Here is a 16992-nt window from a genome sequence, read left to right as displayed (position 1 = left end):
GATGACTTTGGCTTTGTAAGAGACGTCTGACTTCGGCGTTATGCTTGTCATTAAATGGTCATTTACCATGAAAAATTCACATTTGTAAGCTTCGCAAGTTTTAAAAATGATTTTTTTGTCTGCTAAAGGTTTTTTCGGGTAGAGACTGTTTTTGTTTTAGATTGATTTGATGATGAGTTGGTTGTGATTGATGAGGTGGTTGGTGTAAAGTTTGATTGTTTAGTTTTTTAATTATAACTTTAACAGTACAAATGTTTAAAATGTTTTGTTAATGATTTTCTGTCAGACGATTATATTTTGTGGCCCATATTAATAATTTTAAAAACCAACAAAATTTTAACGTTATGAAAAAATCTTTACTATTTAAGTTTTTTGTCGTTTTTGCGGCCTTTACATTTTTATTTGACTGGTCGGAAATAGTGGCACAGGGAAATGAAACGTTTGAGAATTTGGCGCTTTCCGGAGCCACCTATTCAGATGGTTCGTTTACCGGACAGGATGGTATTGTCTGGAATTATGAGCAGTGTCGGGGTGATAAGGAGATTACCGGTAAAGCTATTATGATAGGGAAGGACAGGAATCCTGTGTCTCAGCTCGCATCCGGTACAATACCCGGAGGGATCGGAACGCTTAGTTTTGATTATATGCAGACTTTTTCAACGAGTGTAAATTTGTCTGTTTTAGTCAATGACGTAGCCGTTGCGACTGTTACTTCTGATGATGAACTTGGTATCGTAAAAAGTTCCGGTGCGCTGACTGTGAATGTTGAAGGTGATGTTGTTCTAAAGTTTATGAATGAAAATAGCAGCGACGGACAGGTTGCTATTGACAATATAGAATGGTCGGCTTACGGCAATTCATCTGCTTCTTTATCTAATTTGGTATTGTCAACCAGTGATATTCAGCCCGATGAGGAGATTTCTTTTACCTGGACAGCCGTGGATGTGGATAATATCCGTGTGGAAGTAAAAGAGAGTGGTGATGATTGGGAACCTGTTGATGGGCTGGAAGAAATTGATGCTTCTCTACAAACCCTGGCATTTACAATACCTGTTGATGCTCAGGATGGTACTTATATGATTCGGATTGTTGATAATTTGAATAGTGATGTTTATGCTGAAAGTGATTGGTTTACCATTACCGATAATTTATTTGCCGGTCTTGAAGGTCTTTTCCCGGCATCTCAAGCTCAGGTAGGAACTGATTTGTTTTTCACTTTTGAGGAAGAAGATTTTGTGTCGGTAGGAAAGTTAATTTTGATGTTTGGAGAAGAAGTTGTGGCCGGTACCGGAAATATCGAACTCACCGAAGATGGGGCAACCGAACCTGCTTATATTTTTGACGTTGCGTCGGAGGCGGTTGGTTTCATGGGGTATTATGTGACCATTGAGATGCCGCAGTTGCTAAAGCCTGAAACAAAGTATTATGTGTCTGTTGATGCGGGGGCCGTAACGGATGGGGCGCCTACGCCTAATACATGGGATGGGGTAGACTGGTGGTTTACAACGACCGAAGGTACGTCAGAGATCACAATTGCTGATATCCGGAATGAAAGCGATGAGCCGGCGTTTTGGGGACAGTATGTGATGACCGGTGGGCTGGTGACTGCGAAGAATGCAAATTTAGGCTTTTTCCTGCAAGGTGCTGCCGAGGCCTGGAATGGTATTTATGTCAACGATGCGAATGTAACGTCTGATGTTAATGTGGGCGATCAGTTGAAGATTATTGCCATGGTTTCATATGCAAATGGTTTGGCTGTGTTGACCAATGTTTCGTATTATGAGCCGATTTCTACCGGGAATGAATTATACGACCCAATGGTTGTTACTCTTCCTTTTGAGGATAGGTACGAAAGTATGTTGGTAAGACTTGATGACGTTATTGCCGTTGGTGAACCCGACGAATACAAGGAGTTTGAAGTTACGGATGGCGAAAATAATGGCGTTGTCGATAATCTTTTATACGAACATGTTGCCACAGCCGACGAAAAATATATTTCTATCACCGGATTGATGAATTTCAATTATGGTCAATTTAAATTGGCGCCTCGTAATGCTGATGATGTGTTGGTTGACAATGAAACATCTGTTTCTGAGGGCGGAGCATCTCAATTTACCATTGCTCCAAATCCCGTCTCTGATATTTTAGTGGTGCGTGCTTCAGATGTTATTAGTACCATCGAGGTTGTTAATGCTGGCGGAGTCACTGTTCGCTGGATGAAAAATATTGGAATTGATGTTGCTGCTGTACCGATGTCTGATTTGGTGAAGGGTATATATCTGGTTCGGGTAACTACGATAACTGGCAAAACCAATGTTGTTAAAGTTGTGAAGAGATAACAGGTGTTGTTAGGATCCTAAAAAAGCAGTCCGGTTTTGGACTGCTTTTTTAGTTGTAACTAATTTCGAAATGTTTTTTTGATTGTGGAACGGCATGTCGCCATTCTTCCTTTTTTTTAAAAAGCGGTGCCTTTTTGTCGTGCTTCCCTATCTTGCGATGTGGCGCAGGAAATACCTCTTTTAGCCATTTCGCGGCTGGCGCCAATATGTGAGTTGGGGAATCTTTTTTTTCTGAAGATGACATTAAACGACATGAGAAAGGCGACAACGCCCATCATCCCAATTGATAACAATAATATCTTCCAAATCATAGCTCAAATGTTTTATGCAAAAATAGACAAATTTACTGAATTGAAGGGTTTTTTTACAGTTGTCTAAATGACGACCTTTCTCAGTATTGCTGTAAACATTCTCAACTTTTATCTGTTTGAAAGGGCAGAATGTTCTTTTCCCGAAAAACAGACTGGCGAAAAAAAGGGAATGATGGATGTGAAACAGAATCCTATAGTATTATTTAGTGCTTGTTTGAAAACTTTTGTGGTAGATAAAAAAACTTCATTTTTGAGGTTTATTCAGTTCTGAAATTTGAGTTTATTGGTGTAAAAGACCATTTTGAGAGCAAGCGTATCGCAAGAGTTGGACTTTATAGACACACTGAATTTAAGAGGTATTAGTATCTGTTTATAGCGGATGCTTTGCCTTGCTATTGGGGAAGTTGTTCTCACTTCCATTTTAATTTTATTAATTTGTATGCTAAAGAGAGAAAATATTATGGAGGTAGCTGCAATGTCAGAAGATGAGCTAAGTTTTGAACAGTTTAAACGGGAGGTACTTAAAGATTATCGATTGGCTCATGTAAGTCGTCAAATGAGCTTGCTGGGACGCCGTGAAGTGCTCACAGGAAAGGCCAAGTTTGGAATTTTTGGAGATGGTAAAGAGGTGGCACAAATCGCCTTGGCCAAACAGTTTAAAAATGGCGACTGGCGTTCGGGTTATTATCGTGATCAGACCTTTATGTTAGCTTGCGGAATGACTACACCAAAGAACTTTTTTGCATTGCTTTATGGTGAAACAGATACGGCGTTAAATCCTGATAATGGTGGTCGTTCATTTAATAATCATTTCGGTACAAGGCTCATTGACGCTGATGGCAATTGGCGTTCGCAGATGGAATCAAAGAATACCGCTTCTGATATCAGTCCAACGGCCGGACAAATGCCCCGGTCGGTGGGATTGGCATTGGCCTCAAAATTATATCGTAACAATCCGGATCTCAAAGATCAAACGAAATTTAGCCATAACGGTAATGAAGTGGTCTTTACCACCATTGGCGATGGCAGTACATCTGAGGGGCATTTTTTTGAGACCATGAATGCCGCGGCATTGTTGCAGATACCGATGGCGGTTTCTATTTGGGATGATGGATTTGCCATTTCTGTTCCAACCGATAAACAAACAACTAAAGGGAGTATTTCTAAACTGCTCAAAGGTTTTGAGAAAGGTCCACGTGATGCCACAGGTATTGTCATTTATAAAGCACGAGGGTGGGACTATGCGGGTCTTTGCCAGATGTTTGAAGAGGGCATTACGCGTTGCCGTAAAGAACATGTTCCAGTGCTCTTTCACATTGAGGAGATGACCCAGCAGATGGGGCACTCAACCAGTGGTTCGCATGAACGTTATAAAACAAAGGAGCGTCTGGAATGGGAGAAAGAATACGATTGCATTAACCAGATGCGTAAATGGATGCTGGAAACGGGTATTGCTGCTGTTGAAGAAATTGAGGCCATTGAAAAGGAGGCCCTGGCCGAGGTTAAGTCTGCCCGTGATTCTGCTTTTGAGGATTATATGGGCCCGCTGAAAGCAGAGAGAGATGAGTTGTTACAACTGGTGGCTTCAAAGCAGTGTGTCTGTTCTTCGGCGCATCAGAATCTTGTGGATGATGCTTTAAAACAGCTTAATAATGCTTTGGTCCTTACCCGTAAGGAAATCATGATGGCCGCGCGTAAAATTCTTCGTCATGCTTGTTCGGGTTGTAGTCAGGAAAATGGTTCTAAAGCCAGTATTAAAGCATGGGTTATGAAGTATAGTGCTGCCAATAATAAAAGGTACAACGATCGTTTATACGATGAGTCGTCGAAGTCGGCCTTGAAGGTTGCGCCTGTGCCGCCTAAATACGCAGAGAAGCCTGAAATGATTCATGGCCGTTTGGTGTTGCAGGAGAATTTTGACAGCCTTTTGAGTCGTGATCCGCGGGTGTTAATTTTTGGTGAGGATAGTGGTATGTTGGGGGGCGTTAATCAAACGTTGGAAGGCATGCAGCTAAAGTATGGCGAGAAGAGAGTGTTTGATACAGGCATTCGGGAGACGACCATTATCGGTAAAGGTATTGGTTTAGCACTACGTGGTTTGCGTCCCATAGCTGAGATACAGTATTTCGATTATTTGCTGTATGCGTTGCAGACACTGAGCGATGATGTTGCCACATTACATTACCGCACCAAAGGCGGACAGAAAGTGCCGTTGATTGTCAGTACACGGGGCCATCGGTTGGAAGGTCCATGGCATGCGGGTTCGCCGTTGAGTATGGTCATTAATTCCATTCGCGGTATTTATGTCTGTGTGCCGCGCGATATGACACGAGCAGCCGGCTTTTATAATACTTTATTGCAGGGTGACGACCCCGGGTTGGTGATTGAACCTCTTAATGGTTATCGGTTGCGTGAACCGCAGCCCCTGAATCCCGGGGAATTTCGTATCCCTCTGGGACAGCCAGAGGTTATGCGTGAGGGAGAGGATGTGACGCTGGTGACTTATGGTGCTTGCGTGCGAATAGGAATGGAAGCGGCCGATCAGCTGGCACAGATTGGCGTGTCGGTCGAGGTGATTGATGTGCAGACATTGTTGCCTTTCGATATTAATCAGACTATTGTGGCATCGTTGCAGAAAACAGGCCGTGTTGTATTTTTTGATGAAGATGTGCCGGGCGGGGCCTCGGCTTATATGATGCAGCAGGTGGTGGAAGAGCAAAAGGGGTTCTTTTATCTGGATACGCCGCCTGTAACAATTTCGGCCCGCGATCATCGGCCTGCTTATGGTACCGATGGCGATTATTTTAGTAAACCAAGTGCCGAAGATGTGTATGAAGCAATCTATGATTTGATGTATGATTCGAATCCTGAAAAATTTCCGTCGATTTATTCATGAGATTTTAGAAAAATGAATACTTTTGCAGCTGCATTGCCTCTTTAGCTCAGCTGGTAGAGCAGCTCATTCGTAATGAGCAGGTCGTGGGTTCGAGTCCCATGAGAGGCTCACATAATAAAAGCCTGACAGTTATTTCTGTCAGGCTTTCGTTTGTACAAGGTTGTTTGTGAGTGAGATGGTGCGTGTGTACTCCTGCTACCAATGCGTTGATTGTCGCTTTAGTGTCTTAAAATACCTCTGTATTTACGGTCTTCTGATAATTTTTATGCTGAGTCCTTTTTGTACTGTCCAGCCATTTTTGTCCGCCAGACTGATGAAAAAATGATAGTCACCTTCGTCGTACAGGCCGTTTTCGTCGCCATGGGGAATGGTGATTTGTTCCATAGGTTCATAGTAATTTTTACCTTCCGGGATGTCGTATTCTGCTATAAGTGTAAAAGGATTTTCAGGATCTTTAGCCGGATCTAATTCACATTCCGTTACTTCGGTGCTATGCGCGTGGTGGTTAAAATTATTATGTATCTCGAGACTAAAGGCATTGGTTGTGCCCAGTTCGTTGTTATCTGAAAAACCGGCATTAAAGATGAATGGCTCCCCAAAATAAATGGTGTCACAGTTTTGGGGAAATGTTGATTCGAGGGTCATATCAATAATGGGTTTGGTGTCGTCTACATCGTCCTTGCTGCAGGATGATAAAGCAGTAATAACTGCTAAAAGTATTGCTATGGGTAATATCAATGATTTCATTTTGTCGTTTTTAATTAGAATAGCTGAGTTTTTTTTTAATGCAAAATATTTTTCAGAATGATAAAAAGACCTTCTGTTTAATTGGTCTGTCATCAATTCTTCGTTTTGTTTAGTCCATCTTTATGATGATGGGATAGCGGTCTGAAAATGCCCAGTTACCAGAGACATCCTGACTTTTAACGACGATGAAATAGTTGCCGGATTGCCAGGCCAAATTATTAGTTATAATTTTAGGCGTTGTGTTATTGTCCTGTTCCGAACCGGTAACCAGTTTGGCCGTAAAATTAAACGACTGCGAATTTTCAAAGTCGTGAGTGTGCAGTATTGTAATGGTATTGCTGTCGCCTATATTTTCATCGTTAAGGTTCTGATTTTCCCGCACCAGTCCTATGTATATCCCTCCGAGCGAATGATTATCGGTTACAGTTCCTGAAATTATTATGGTATCATTTTTTTGAAATATTTTGTTTTCAGAGGGAACTGATGCTATTGTTATTTCAGGCGCCTGTGTTTCGGTTGTAATTTCTATCTCTATTTCTTCTTGAATAATGGTTTGCCGGCCGGCTTGATCGGTAACGATGAAGTCAAGAATGTAAGTGCCGGCTTCTGAGCCGTCAGGTATGTCTATATGTTCGTGAAAAAGCGTGTTTTTAAGCCCTGCAAATTCTGTGTAGGATGCCTTAATTGTGTTATTTCCGATTGTTTTATGGTTAATCGTTACTGTTACCTCATCTATTATGCCGGAGGCTTCAATGTCGGCTTCCAGATGTAGTTCGTTACCAATGTAACCTATATGGTTGTTTTCCAATCCGATTTCCAGATTCCTGATAGCAGGCGCTGATACATCATCCTCATTGCATGACGTAAAAAGAAGTGTCAATGATAAAATGACTGTGGTTACTAATTTGATTGTTTTCATTTTTTTAAAATTTAAGATGTGTGAATTATAGTGCCATGGGTGCTTTTTACTTATATTATTGGTGTCTTTTTGCGCGCATGGTTGTTTTCGTGACGATCAATTAAAATGTTGTTTTGATGTTTATAATGACGTTGGTTCCTGGTCTGGGTGCATTAATAAGCCTGTAAACATCTGTGTGATCAAAATATTTTGTGTTGAAAATATTTTGAATTTGCATGTTTATCGACGTTCGTCCCGAGGGCCCTAAGGTGCTACCGGCCGATAAATTTAAAAGCTGGTAGCCGTCGGTTTTTTCTTCCGGTGGCACAATTCGGTTTTGGGGGGCAGTTAGTTTGTAATCCAATGAAATATATGTCTCACTGAAATGCCTGCCTGTATACGGGAGGTATTTTAGGTTAAACAGAGCAGTAGCCGGAGGCGACCATGGTAATGTGAATCCTTTTTTATCTCCGTTCATCTGTTCTGAATACAAATATTCGCCGATAAAGCCGGTTTTTATTTTTGGTGTGGGACTGAAATGGATATGCATCTCGGTTCCATAGCGCAGCACTTCATTTTGTGTGTAGTAAAAAACTTGATTACCATTGCCGTAGAGCCGGTCGTGTTGCGATGTGGGATTCAGATAGATATAGTTGGTGAAATAGTTCAGGAAAGGCGTAATTCCAATGGCTGTTTTATGCTTGCTCCATTCAATACCGGCGTCTACCTGATAAGCTACTTCGGGATTCAAATTGTGGTTACCCACTTCGTAGCTAAAGCGGTGATAGTTCACGCCATTGGCTGCCAGTTCCTGAGCTGTTGGTGTTCTGTAACTTTTACCTACATTTCCTTTCAGATTGAAGTGGTCTACAGAGCGATTAAGGCCTATCGCCCATGAAAAGCTGCTGAATTGTCGGGTCAGTTCCTCAGCTCTCTTCAGATGAACATCTGTGTCGTTTACTGGCGTGGTGAACCAATCGTTATAGTGTTCTGTATGAATGCGTCCATAATCATAACGTATGCCTGCGTGTAAAAGACTTTGGTCGTTAATACTATATTTTCCGTAAAAAAAGGTTCCTGCACTTTGCTGGTCGAAGGCCGGGATGATAAATCCCCGACCATCAATGCGGTTGTGTTGGTATTCTATATTAATACCAGTACTTATTTTTAGCTTTTTAGCGACGTTCCAGCTGCCTTTGGTATTCCATGAAAAAGTATTTTTTACGAATTCACGCTCCAGGTCGGAAGGGAAATTGAGCCCTTCGGGAAATACCGCAGGCATAAAACCGTGACTGGTATATCGGCTCCATTCCTGTCGGAAGTTACGTTGATAACCGACGTCGTTTGTCCAGATACTATTGTTGATTTGCCATTTACTTCGGTTGATTACTTTAACGTGATTGACTTTATGAAAAGGGTCCCGTATGTCACGCGACGAGCGGTCGTGCACAAGGGTGTCTACCTGCATCGGCTCCAGGCCGTGCGCATTGGCAAAGAATCCATTTTTATTGTTCAGAAAACTCAGAAATAACCGGTTTTGAAAACGTTGGCTGATGTAACCTGTTGAAAAATTGATGACTTGTTCTCTGCCGGCGGTATTTCGTAAGTGTCGTTTATAAAGTGGTGCCCGGTATGAATAGATATCCACACTGTCGGTTGGGACTTTGTAATCACCATAGCCGGCCACAGTAGTACGCAGGGTATAATAGCTTTTTTTGTGGCGTGTGTATAGCCATAATGAACCACCCACATACTCATTGTTGCTTTTAGCTGTCAGATCGATGGTACCGCCCGTACTGTTTTCTGCCGGCACGCCGTTTTGCTGTATGTCGATAACGCCGCCGATGGCATCTGAACCGTACAATATGGCACCGGGACCTTTGATTACTTCCACACGGTCGGCGGCAAACTGATCAATTTCCAGTCCATGGTCATCGCCCCATTGCTGTCCCTGGTGTTTAATGCCGTTTTCCACTACCACAATACGGTTAAAGCTCAGTCCGCGAATGACCGGTTTGCTTTGACCCGAGCCTATCGTCATGGTTGATAAACCGGGGAGTCGTGATAACGATTGCATCAGACTGCCGCCCCTGTTTTGACGAAGAAATTCATCATTGACAATTTCTATGTTTAAAGTCTCTTCACGGTGCCGTTGTTCGCGGTAGTTGTCTTTAACGACCACTTCGTTAAGTGTTTGATGTGTGGGGCTTAGTGTTATGTTTGTATTTTTATTTGAAGGTAGCTCTACGTTTAGGATTTTGTTTTCGTATCCTAAAAATGATATTTCGATGTGATAATTTCCCGGACGCAGGTCTGTTATTGTAAATATGCCATTGGCGTTGGTTACCGTTCCTTTGTTCCCGGGCATCACTCTAATGGCGGCACCGGCAAGAGGTTGGCGCTTTTCGTCCTGAACTTTTCCCGTGAGGAGGTGCTGGGCCGACGCTAAAACCGTGGTCATGAAAATTACAATAACAGACAGCATCAGTCTTTTATGTTGCCGCATGTATAATGGTTTATACTTGTTTACTGAAATGTATAACTAATGGAGCAGTGCTATTGATAGGTTATGCTATGGGGTATTTGCAGGAAAAGTCCGACTTCTGGGTTATGCTTGTCCTCAAAATCAAGGCGTTTACTTTTCGTAAATGACTGTTTTTATGACAAGCATAACGAAGCAGTTGACTTTATAGACAAACACTATCTATAGTCGAACAGCTTCATGTAACAACAAATTGTGTTAAATGAAATTTTTAGTGGCACGACTGTTTTTTGTCTGACTTAAATTGGCACTGCCCGGTATCTGTTTATGCAGCCGGAGGGGCTCTTGAAGAAGCAGAGCCATTGTATAACCGATGGTAGTTTGAGATTCCCCGGATTTTGAAAAAGGAGGTGACTAAAATGGGCTTGAAGGAAATTGTTTCATCAGCAGGCCCGGTAATGTGATAAAAATGAAATGTTAAGATGGGACACAATGATTTTTTTTCCTGCCATTGCAACCCTTTGTTCTTTGCCGTTGTATCATGGTGGCATCCGTCAAGGCATTCTTTTTTTTGTAACAGATTGCTGTGATGCGCTACTATGTGCCATGCCTGATATACCTGTGGCGATAAGAAGATCCACAGTAATAAGACAATAATATGTTTTTTAGGCTGGTACATTCGACTTTGGCGACTAATTATATGCAACAATGTTGCAAATATAGTTTTTTATAATGATTCTACATAGTATTGGGGGAATTTATGTTTAGCCTGTATGTATAGATGAAGTGAGCATGAGAGGAATCTCTCACACAGGTGAATGATTATTCCGGCAAGTTCCATGTGACCTCAAAAATCAAATTGTAGACTCATGAAATATTAAGCAATACTCATGTATCTTTAAGGAGGTGCTAAACGTATTAAGCACATTAAAAGATAATAATGGAAATAGTAATCTTTCTGGAGTTTTGAATAGATAAGAGTTTTAAGTGGTAGGGTTTGTAAAAGTTTAGGAGAAGAGGATTTGTTAATTGATTTGGTTTCTGGTATAAATTATCTGATAGTCAGTAATTGCGCAAGGAGAGAAAGATAGGAGGCATTTTTTCAGAAGGGGGAAATTTTATTAGGCTTTTGTTAAATCGTTTTTTTTATTTTTTATATTTATTCTGTTGTAGTTTAGGTGATTCTGTGATAGTAAAAATTGTTATTTTGCTTGCAGCTATAAACTAGAGATAACTGTTTGATTTATCGATGATTTTATTTATACGAGCCTGTTTTTGAACCTATTGTGTCTGTTTGAAAATAGAACTGTTTTTAATTTGATTGTTTTGAAAGTTGTTGGTAAAAATTTGTCTGTATTTAAATTGTGGTGCTTGGTTGTTCGTTTTAATAAGTTAACTAAATCGTTATATTAGTTATCTACTCGGCTATTTATATATATAATTATCATAGAAGTAAAATATTTTACAAGGGTCTGATTAGAGGTTGCAAGAAAAGTTAAATTTCTGTGCTATGCTTGTCTTTAAATATCAAAGTAAATACACATTTCAGATTTTCGTAAGCCTTTGTTTTGAGTTGTTTATTATCAGTTACTTAAGTTTTTACGCTGAATTTATTTATTAATGCTATAATCAATACTTATTGTTTGTTAATTAATGTTTATACAATGGTGTACATTAAATATTTAATTATTTTAATAATAGAGGTTTTTTTTATACAGATGGGGTACAGTCTCCCTTTAAATAAATTAAAAATTAAAAATGTTGACAACTCGCAAGGACTTGCAAATAACCATGTTTTGTGTGTAACACAGGATAGTAGAGGCATAATTTGGATAGGCACGTATTCCGGAGTTCAGATTTTTGACGGATACGATTTCGATTTTATTAGTAAAACGGCTGACGGAAGAGAGGTTTTCTCAAACAATGTTATTTATGCTATTGTTGAAGATAATGACCGTGAAACCATGTGGTTTGGAACCGAATTTGGTCTCAATTCATATAATATTAAAACAGGAAAAGTAACTCAGATAGTGAGTGGCTCAAATAAAAATAATAATTTGGGTTGTAATTGTTTGAGAGATATTTATATCGACAAAGATGGCTTATTGTGGCTGGCTTCTTATGGAGGCGGACTAACAGTTTACGATAAAACAAATGGGAAATTTGAGAATTATAAAGCTATCCCTGGAGATTCAAGTTCCTTACAAAGTAATTATATCAATTCGTTGTATGTAGACCGACAAGGGTTGTTATGGATAGCCACTGAAAATGGAGGACTCTCTATTTTTGATATGCGAAAACGAAAGATTGTATCAAGTGTAACTAATGCTTTTAAATCATTGTCCAATAGTATTATCAATTGTGTATTTCAGGATTATGCTGATAATTATTGGATTGGCACATGGAATTCAGGCCTGTGGCGATACAAATTTAAAGATAATTCATTAGTCTCATTTGAATGTTTTTTGGATAAGTGCGAAACCATTCGTTCCATTGAGCAAAGTGATAAAGATTTTTTATGGGTTGCAACTTTTGGTGGGGGCTTGTACAAATTTTATACGGAAGAAGAGCGTTTTGAAAAATGTGAACTGGTTCAGTCCGATTTAAAGAATACAAAACAAGATTTTATATGGGATGTCTTTAATGATGATAATGGAAATATCTGGATCTCAACTTTTGGTTCCGGTGTTTTTATGATTAATAAAGAGCACAACCGATTCCCGTCTTATTCCTTACGCGATGAGTTATCACACACGCTTTTAAGTGTATCTTGTTGCTTCGAAGATCAAGGAAGAAGATTATGGATTGGCACTTACGACGGTGGCGTCTATATTTTTAATTCCAAGAATGGTACTTATACCAAATTAGACGTTACTTCAAAATTGAACATCAATGATATCAGTTGTATTTTTCAGGACAGCAAGAAACGAATGTGGCTCGCCGGTAAAAATAGTCTAGTTGTGTTAATGCCTGACTTAAAAACTTATAAATACTTCACCCACGACCCGGAAAACAGGAATAGTTTGCCTTTATCTAAAATAAATTCCATAATAGAGGATGACGATGAAAATATTTGGTTAGGAATCTGTGGTGAGGGTATTAGAATGGTTGCTGCCGGTGATATGGCAGATAAAAATGATCGAACTATCGAATTTAAAGAGCTTTTTTCATCTGAGGATACATTAAATACCATTCCGAATAATAAGATATGGAACCTACAGAAGGATGTTAAAGGTAATATATGGATTGGTTCACCCGACAAACTTACCTGTTACGATATTCAAAGCAAACAGTTTAATCGTTTTGAAATTTACTCCGCTTCATCAATGTATGAGGATAAATTGGGTAATTTGTGGGTCACCTCCATGGGCAAAGGGTTATATAAACTTGATCGTAACTATCATATTGAAAAGCTTTTTAATATCAGTAATGGCCTACCATCTCTCATTTTAGTTGGAGTTATCGCTGATAAAAAAGGGCGATTATGGATAGGAACCAATCAAGGAATTTCAGTTTTAGATCCCGAAACAGAACAGGTTCTCAATTTTAACCGAAGTCAGGGCTTAGGATTTAATGAGGTTAATATAAATGCCTTTGCTTTACTTCAATCCGGAGACATGATATTTGGCGGAAATGAGGGATTTAGTCTCTTTTATCCTGAAACCATTGGTGCAGATGCTTTTAATGGTAAAACATGTATTGATAAGATTGAGGTCATGCATAAACCGATTCATTGCGATCAACGTTATCGCGATCGACAAATTGATACAACTGTAATACAAAATGTTTTGTTATGCGATATCGACACGTTGCTGCTTGACTATAATGATAAAGTATTGACTCTAAGTTTTTGTGCCATCAATTACTCAAATCCTTTGGGCCTTTATTTTTCATATAAGCTGGAGGGATTCGACAAACAGTGGATCATTTCGAAAGCATACAGAAGTGCTACTTATACTAATTTACCTCCAGGTGAATATTTTTTTAAAGTTAGGTCATCTTATGATTTGACAAATTGGGAGTCAGATAAAACATTGTTAATTATTATTAATGGTTTTTTTTGGCAGCAATACTGGTTTAAGGTAGGTGTTGCTTTACTGCTAGGCGTCATAATCGTGATATGCGCGATAAAATATCTTGAGATAAGAAAAAGGGTCGTCAATACACAAAGTATTCGAGTTAAAAATAGGGAATTGATAGCTGAACAAAATGACCTCAAATTACACAATGAGCAATTAAAAGAAACCAATAAAGTAAACCAAAATAAAATAGCCTCATTGGTCAACAATACCTATGCTACAGATCAAAAAGTGAAAATGCTTTATGAAAATTTGAAAGAATTGGAACAAAGTGATCCTTCATTATTAAAAAGCAAACTTAAATCAGTTATTAATTCAATCCATAATAGAAGCGCAGTTACAACAAATAGCGATAATGAACTTGACACTACTGTAAATATTTTGTTTGATGACTTTCAAACTAAATTGGCTCAGCAATACCCCAAATTAACACAAAACGATTTGCGTATTTGTAGTTATATACGAATGAATAAATCAAATAAAGATATCGCTCAGATGTTAAATATCGCATTGAGTAGTTTAGAAACGAGTAGATATCGGATACGCAAAAAACTATGTTTGGAATCAGAAATTAATTTGAACGATTTTTTGATCAGGTTTTAATTAGAGCTTGTCTATAAACTAAGTGTTTGAAATATAAAGTTGAAAGACAAGGCTTGCGAAGTCATAAAATTTCGTAAATGACTGACTTTGTGACAAGCATGACGCCGAAGATGTTTTTTTTGTAAATATCAACCGTCAATAGTTCAATGTGTTAGTTTGTAGTGTAGGGTTTTTTATCAGGTATTGTAGGGTTTTTGTCTAGGCTGTTTTTGATCGGAAACATCTTTTAGAACCTACTTTTGAAATGAACAAGAATATTGTTCGTAAAAAGTTTCGTCTCTAAAAATAAAAATCATGAAAACAGTAAAACAACGGGCTCTTATCCTACTTGTTATGTTTGTAGGCTTTAACACAATTAAAGCACAAATTGGCGATGTACTGTGGGAAGAGAATTTTGACACGCTTAACACTGATGTCTGGAATATTGATATCGGAGATGGGTGTGACGCAGGTATTTGTGGATGGGGGAATTCAGAATTGCAATATTATAATTCAGACAATGTTTATATTGAAGAAGTTCCAGGGGAAGATGGAAATAAAGCATTGGTACTCGAAGCCATTAAGGAAAGTATGGGGAGTTGTTCTTTTACCTCTGGAAAAATAACAACCAAGGACAATTTATCTGTGCAATATGGAGTTATCGAAATCCGGATGCAGGCCCCTGATTTAGACAATGGATTATGGCCTGCTGCATGGTTATTAGGCACTGCTGATTTATCATGGCCGTCAAATGGTGAAATAGATATGATGGAGATGGGGCACACCCTGTCTGCAAGAACAAATCAGGGATATCCTAATTCATCGGTTAATAATTATGTTGGATCTAATGCCATTTTTTATAGTTCGGAGTGCAACTGTGCAGGAAGTATTGCTTATGATGCAGATTACAACACCCCTTATGTTTCGGAAATTCCACTGAACAATCGTTTCGTTATTTACAGATTGTATTGGGAGCCTTCGGAACTTCGTTTTACGGTTACAGATAATGGTACCGAACATGATTTATATGCAGCGCCACTACCATTGGATGCTGAAGGCGATACTAAAATTTTTCAGCGCCCCTTTTATATGTTACTCGATTTAGCCGTTGGAGGGACCTTCACGGATGCCACTAGCAACGAATTAGTTACAGCCCCTTTACCTGGCAAAATGTTAGTGGATTATATTAAAATTTACGAGTGGAATGGTTATGGTTCTGTAACCGCAGAAACGGGTGAAATTGAGGCAGAAACGGGCGTTTTTGGTGTATATACCAATAATACTGCAACAAATAATAAATTAACCCCAGGATTGGATTCTGAAATATATGTTTGGGGCAACACGCTGCAAGAAGGAACCATTGCTCCTTTCGAGGGTGATGATGTAATTGCCTGGAAAACTGTCAATGCCAATAGTTGGTTTGGCGCAGGGATTATCTCCTTATTCGGGAAAAACTTATCTAATTATACAGCTAATGGTTTTTTAAAATTTAAAATTAAAATACCTGCTGACGTATCTTTTAAAATTGGAATAACTGATAATTATACCAATCAAACGTATTTGTCTTTTCCTGCATCAGAAAATAAATATGGATTAACCAGAGATGGTGAGTGGGGACAGGTGTCTATCCCATTATCCGAATATGAAGGTCTTTTGGCATTCCAAAATATCAGTTATTTGTTTACTATTTTAAGTGACGACAATGATTTGCCGACACAAATTTTTGAATTTGCGATTGACGATATCATTTTTACGGGTGCTCCCGATAGTGACGATGGTGATAATACTGGAGACGATACTAGTGATGATGACACCAGCGGATGCATAATAGCTGGTTATACAGATGATTTTACCGTTTTGGTTACTAGTGATTTAGAAAATCCATCGTTGACTTTTATTCCTTCTCGCACAAATGTGGGTAGCAGTGTGTGTATTTTGTATTATGGAAACACAGAAGATGCCATCATGCCTGGTTATTTGGTGTCTCCAAATGAGGCTTATCAAATACAAGCCACCGAAGGACAGGAAGTCTTTTTCTATTACACATACAGCTTACCTGAAGGAGGCGAAAACAATACTTTAGCCAATAAAAACAGCTTTACGGTTGGTAATTGCGGGTCGTTAAAAACGGCAACACTCTCAAATATCAATACTCTTCACGAGGCTATTAGTGTCTTCCCAAATCCAGCAAATGATGTTATATACATATCGGGTATATCCAACGATACCCCGATTGAGATATTTAATGCTGAGGGCGTCCTGATTAAAAAAACGGCAGGTAGTACGCTAGATATCTCAGGATTAGAAAAGGGTATTTATTGGGTGAAAATTTTCTCTGAAAAAATGACCAATACCATTAAAATATTGAAGAAATAAGATATTCTACTTTTGATGGCTCAGATGGAGTTGGTTTTTTATAGACTAACTCCATTTATAACAAACCCCCGCAAAATAAAAAGAACATTTTTGAAGACGTTGATAAGAATACATCAAAGGCAAGGCTTTCGATTTTTGTGAATTGTAATTGGGAGTTAATATTTTGAGAAATGCGCATAATGTAATGTTGGGGTGTCTTTTTGCGAATTCAATAATAGCTTATCAACCATGATTAATGTGTTTTAAATGCATTAGAAACAGCAATACGCAAATATAAATTTT

The 16992-nt window shown here is 38.9% G+C and carries 9 protein-coding genes and 1 tRNA gene; 5 read left to right on the top strand and 5 right to left on the bottom strand.

Annotation, left to right across the window (positions count from 1 at the left end):
* The first annotated feature begins 344 nt into the window (after window positions 1–344).
* On the top strand, window positions 345–2339 hold the full coding sequence (locus ACT3CD_RS08150; protein ID WP_444644652.1) for a T9SS type A sorting domain-containing protein: 1995 nt from the start codon (window positions 345–347) through the stop codon (window positions 2337–2339).
* 116 nt (window positions 2340–2455) lie between these two features.
* Here ACT3CD_RS08150 and ACT3CD_RS08145 read toward each other — a convergent pair whose 3' ends face one another.
* Window positions 2456–2650: a hypothetical protein gene (locus ACT3CD_RS08145; protein WP_444644650.1), complete on the bottom strand. Its 195-nt coding sequence runs from the start codon at window positions 2648–2650 to the stop codon at window positions 2456–2458.
* Between the two features lie 439 nt (window positions 2651–3089).
* On the opposite strand from ACT3CD_RS08145, the gene ACT3CD_RS08140 reads away from it, so the two are divergent.
* The gene (locus ACT3CD_RS08140; protein WP_444644648.1) at window positions 3090–5546 is read left to right on the top strand and encodes an alpha-ketoacid dehydrogenase subunit alpha/beta; all 2457 of its coding nucleotides are present in this window, start codon (window positions 3090–3092) and stop codon (window positions 5544–5546) included.
* Between the two features lie 35 nt (window positions 5547–5581).
* Window positions 5582–5654 (top strand) — tRNA-Thr (locus ACT3CD_RS08135).
* A 135-nt stretch (window positions 5655–5789) separates the two neighbouring features.
* Here ACT3CD_RS08135 and ACT3CD_RS08130 read toward each other — a convergent pair.
* The 4 genes from ACT3CD_RS08130 to ACT3CD_RS08115 all read right to left on the bottom strand — a co-directional run bounded on the left by ACT3CD_RS08130 (window position 5790) and on the right by ACT3CD_RS08115 (window position 10352).
* Window positions 5790–6293, bottom strand: a complete 504-nt coding sequence (locus ACT3CD_RS08130; protein WP_444644646.1) for a DUF4625 domain-containing protein — start codon at window positions 6291–6293, stop codon at window positions 5790–5792.
* A 109-nt stretch (window positions 6294–6402) separates the two neighbouring features.
* Window positions 6403–7212 carry a DUF4625 domain-containing protein gene (locus ACT3CD_RS08125; RefSeq protein WP_444644645.1) on the bottom strand — a complete coding sequence of 270 codons (810 nt, stop codon included), beginning with the start codon at window positions 7210–7212 and terminating at the stop codon, window positions 6403–6405.
* A 100-nt stretch (window positions 7213–7312) separates the two neighbouring features.
* On the bottom strand, window positions 7313–9697 hold the full coding sequence (locus ACT3CD_RS08120) for a TonB-dependent receptor (RefSeq protein ID WP_444644643.1): 2385 nt from the start codon (window positions 9695–9697) through the stop codon (window positions 7313–7315).
* 301 nt (window positions 9698–9998) lie between these two features.
* Window positions 9999–10352: a hypothetical protein gene (locus tag ACT3CD_RS08115; RefSeq protein WP_444644641.1), complete on the bottom strand. Its 354-nt coding sequence runs from the start codon at window positions 10350–10352 to the stop codon at window positions 9999–10001.
* A 985-nt stretch (window positions 10353–11337) separates the two neighbouring features.
* On the opposite strand from ACT3CD_RS08115, the gene ACT3CD_RS08110 reads away from it, so the two are divergent.
* Both ACT3CD_RS08110 and ACT3CD_RS08105 read left to right on the top strand, forming a co-directional pair.
* Window positions 11338–14355, top strand: coding sequence for a two-component regulator propeller domain-containing protein (locus ACT3CD_RS08110; protein WP_444644639.1), 3018 nt, complete (start codon window positions 11338–11340; stop codon window positions 14353–14355).
* Window positions 14356–14649: 294 nt separating this feature from the next.
* Entirely contained in the window at window positions 14650–16710 is a 2061-nt protein-coding gene (locus ACT3CD_RS08105; RefSeq protein WP_444644637.1) for a T9SS type A sorting domain-containing protein, read from the top strand.
* Window positions 16711–16992: the final 282 nt, after the last annotated feature.

The sequence above is a fragment of the Geofilum sp. OHC36d9 genome, assembly GCF_052400685.1.
GTDB lineage: Bacteria > Bacteroidota > Bacteroidia > Bacteroidales > Marinilabiliaceae > CAZHHH01.
This window is presented reverse-complemented; position numbering and strand designations above follow the sequence as displayed.

What these genes read in the sequence shown, in the direction of transcription:
- ACT3CD_RS08150 (WP_444644652.1), top strand. Translation starts at nt 345, where the DNA reads ATGAAAAAATCTTTACTATTTAAGTTTTTTGTCGTTTTTGCGGCCTTT.
- ACT3CD_RS08145 (WP_444644650.1), bottom strand. Translation starts at nt 2,650, where the DNA reads ATGATTTGGAAGATATTATTGTTATCAATTGGGATGATGGGCGTTGTC.
- ACT3CD_RS08140 (WP_444644648.1), top strand. Translation starts at nt 3,090, where the DNA reads ATGCTAAAGAGAGAAAATATTATGGAGGTAGCTGCAATGTCAGAAGAT.
- ACT3CD_RS08130 (WP_444644646.1), bottom strand. Translation starts at nt 6,293, where the DNA reads ATGAAATCATTGATATTACCCATAGCAATACTTTTAGCAGTTATTACT.
- ACT3CD_RS08125 (WP_444644645.1), bottom strand. Translation starts at nt 7,212, where the DNA reads ATGAAAACAATCAAATTAGTAACCACAGTCATTTTATCATTGACACTT.
- ACT3CD_RS08120 (WP_444644643.1), bottom strand. Translation starts at nt 9,697, where the DNA reads ATGCGGCAACATAAAAGACTGATGCTGTCTGTTATTGTAATTTTCATG.
- ACT3CD_RS08115 (WP_444644641.1), bottom strand. Translation starts at nt 10,352, where the DNA reads ATGTACCAGCCTAAAAAACATATTATTGTCTTATTACTGTGGATCTTC.
- ACT3CD_RS08110 (WP_444644639.1), top strand. Translation starts at nt 11,338, where the DNA reads ATGGTGTACATTAAATATTTAATTATTTTAATAATAGAGGTTTTTTTT.
- ACT3CD_RS08105 (WP_444644637.1), top strand. Translation starts at nt 14,650, where the DNA reads ATGAAAACAGTAAAACAACGGGCTCTTATCCTACTTGTTATGTTTGTA.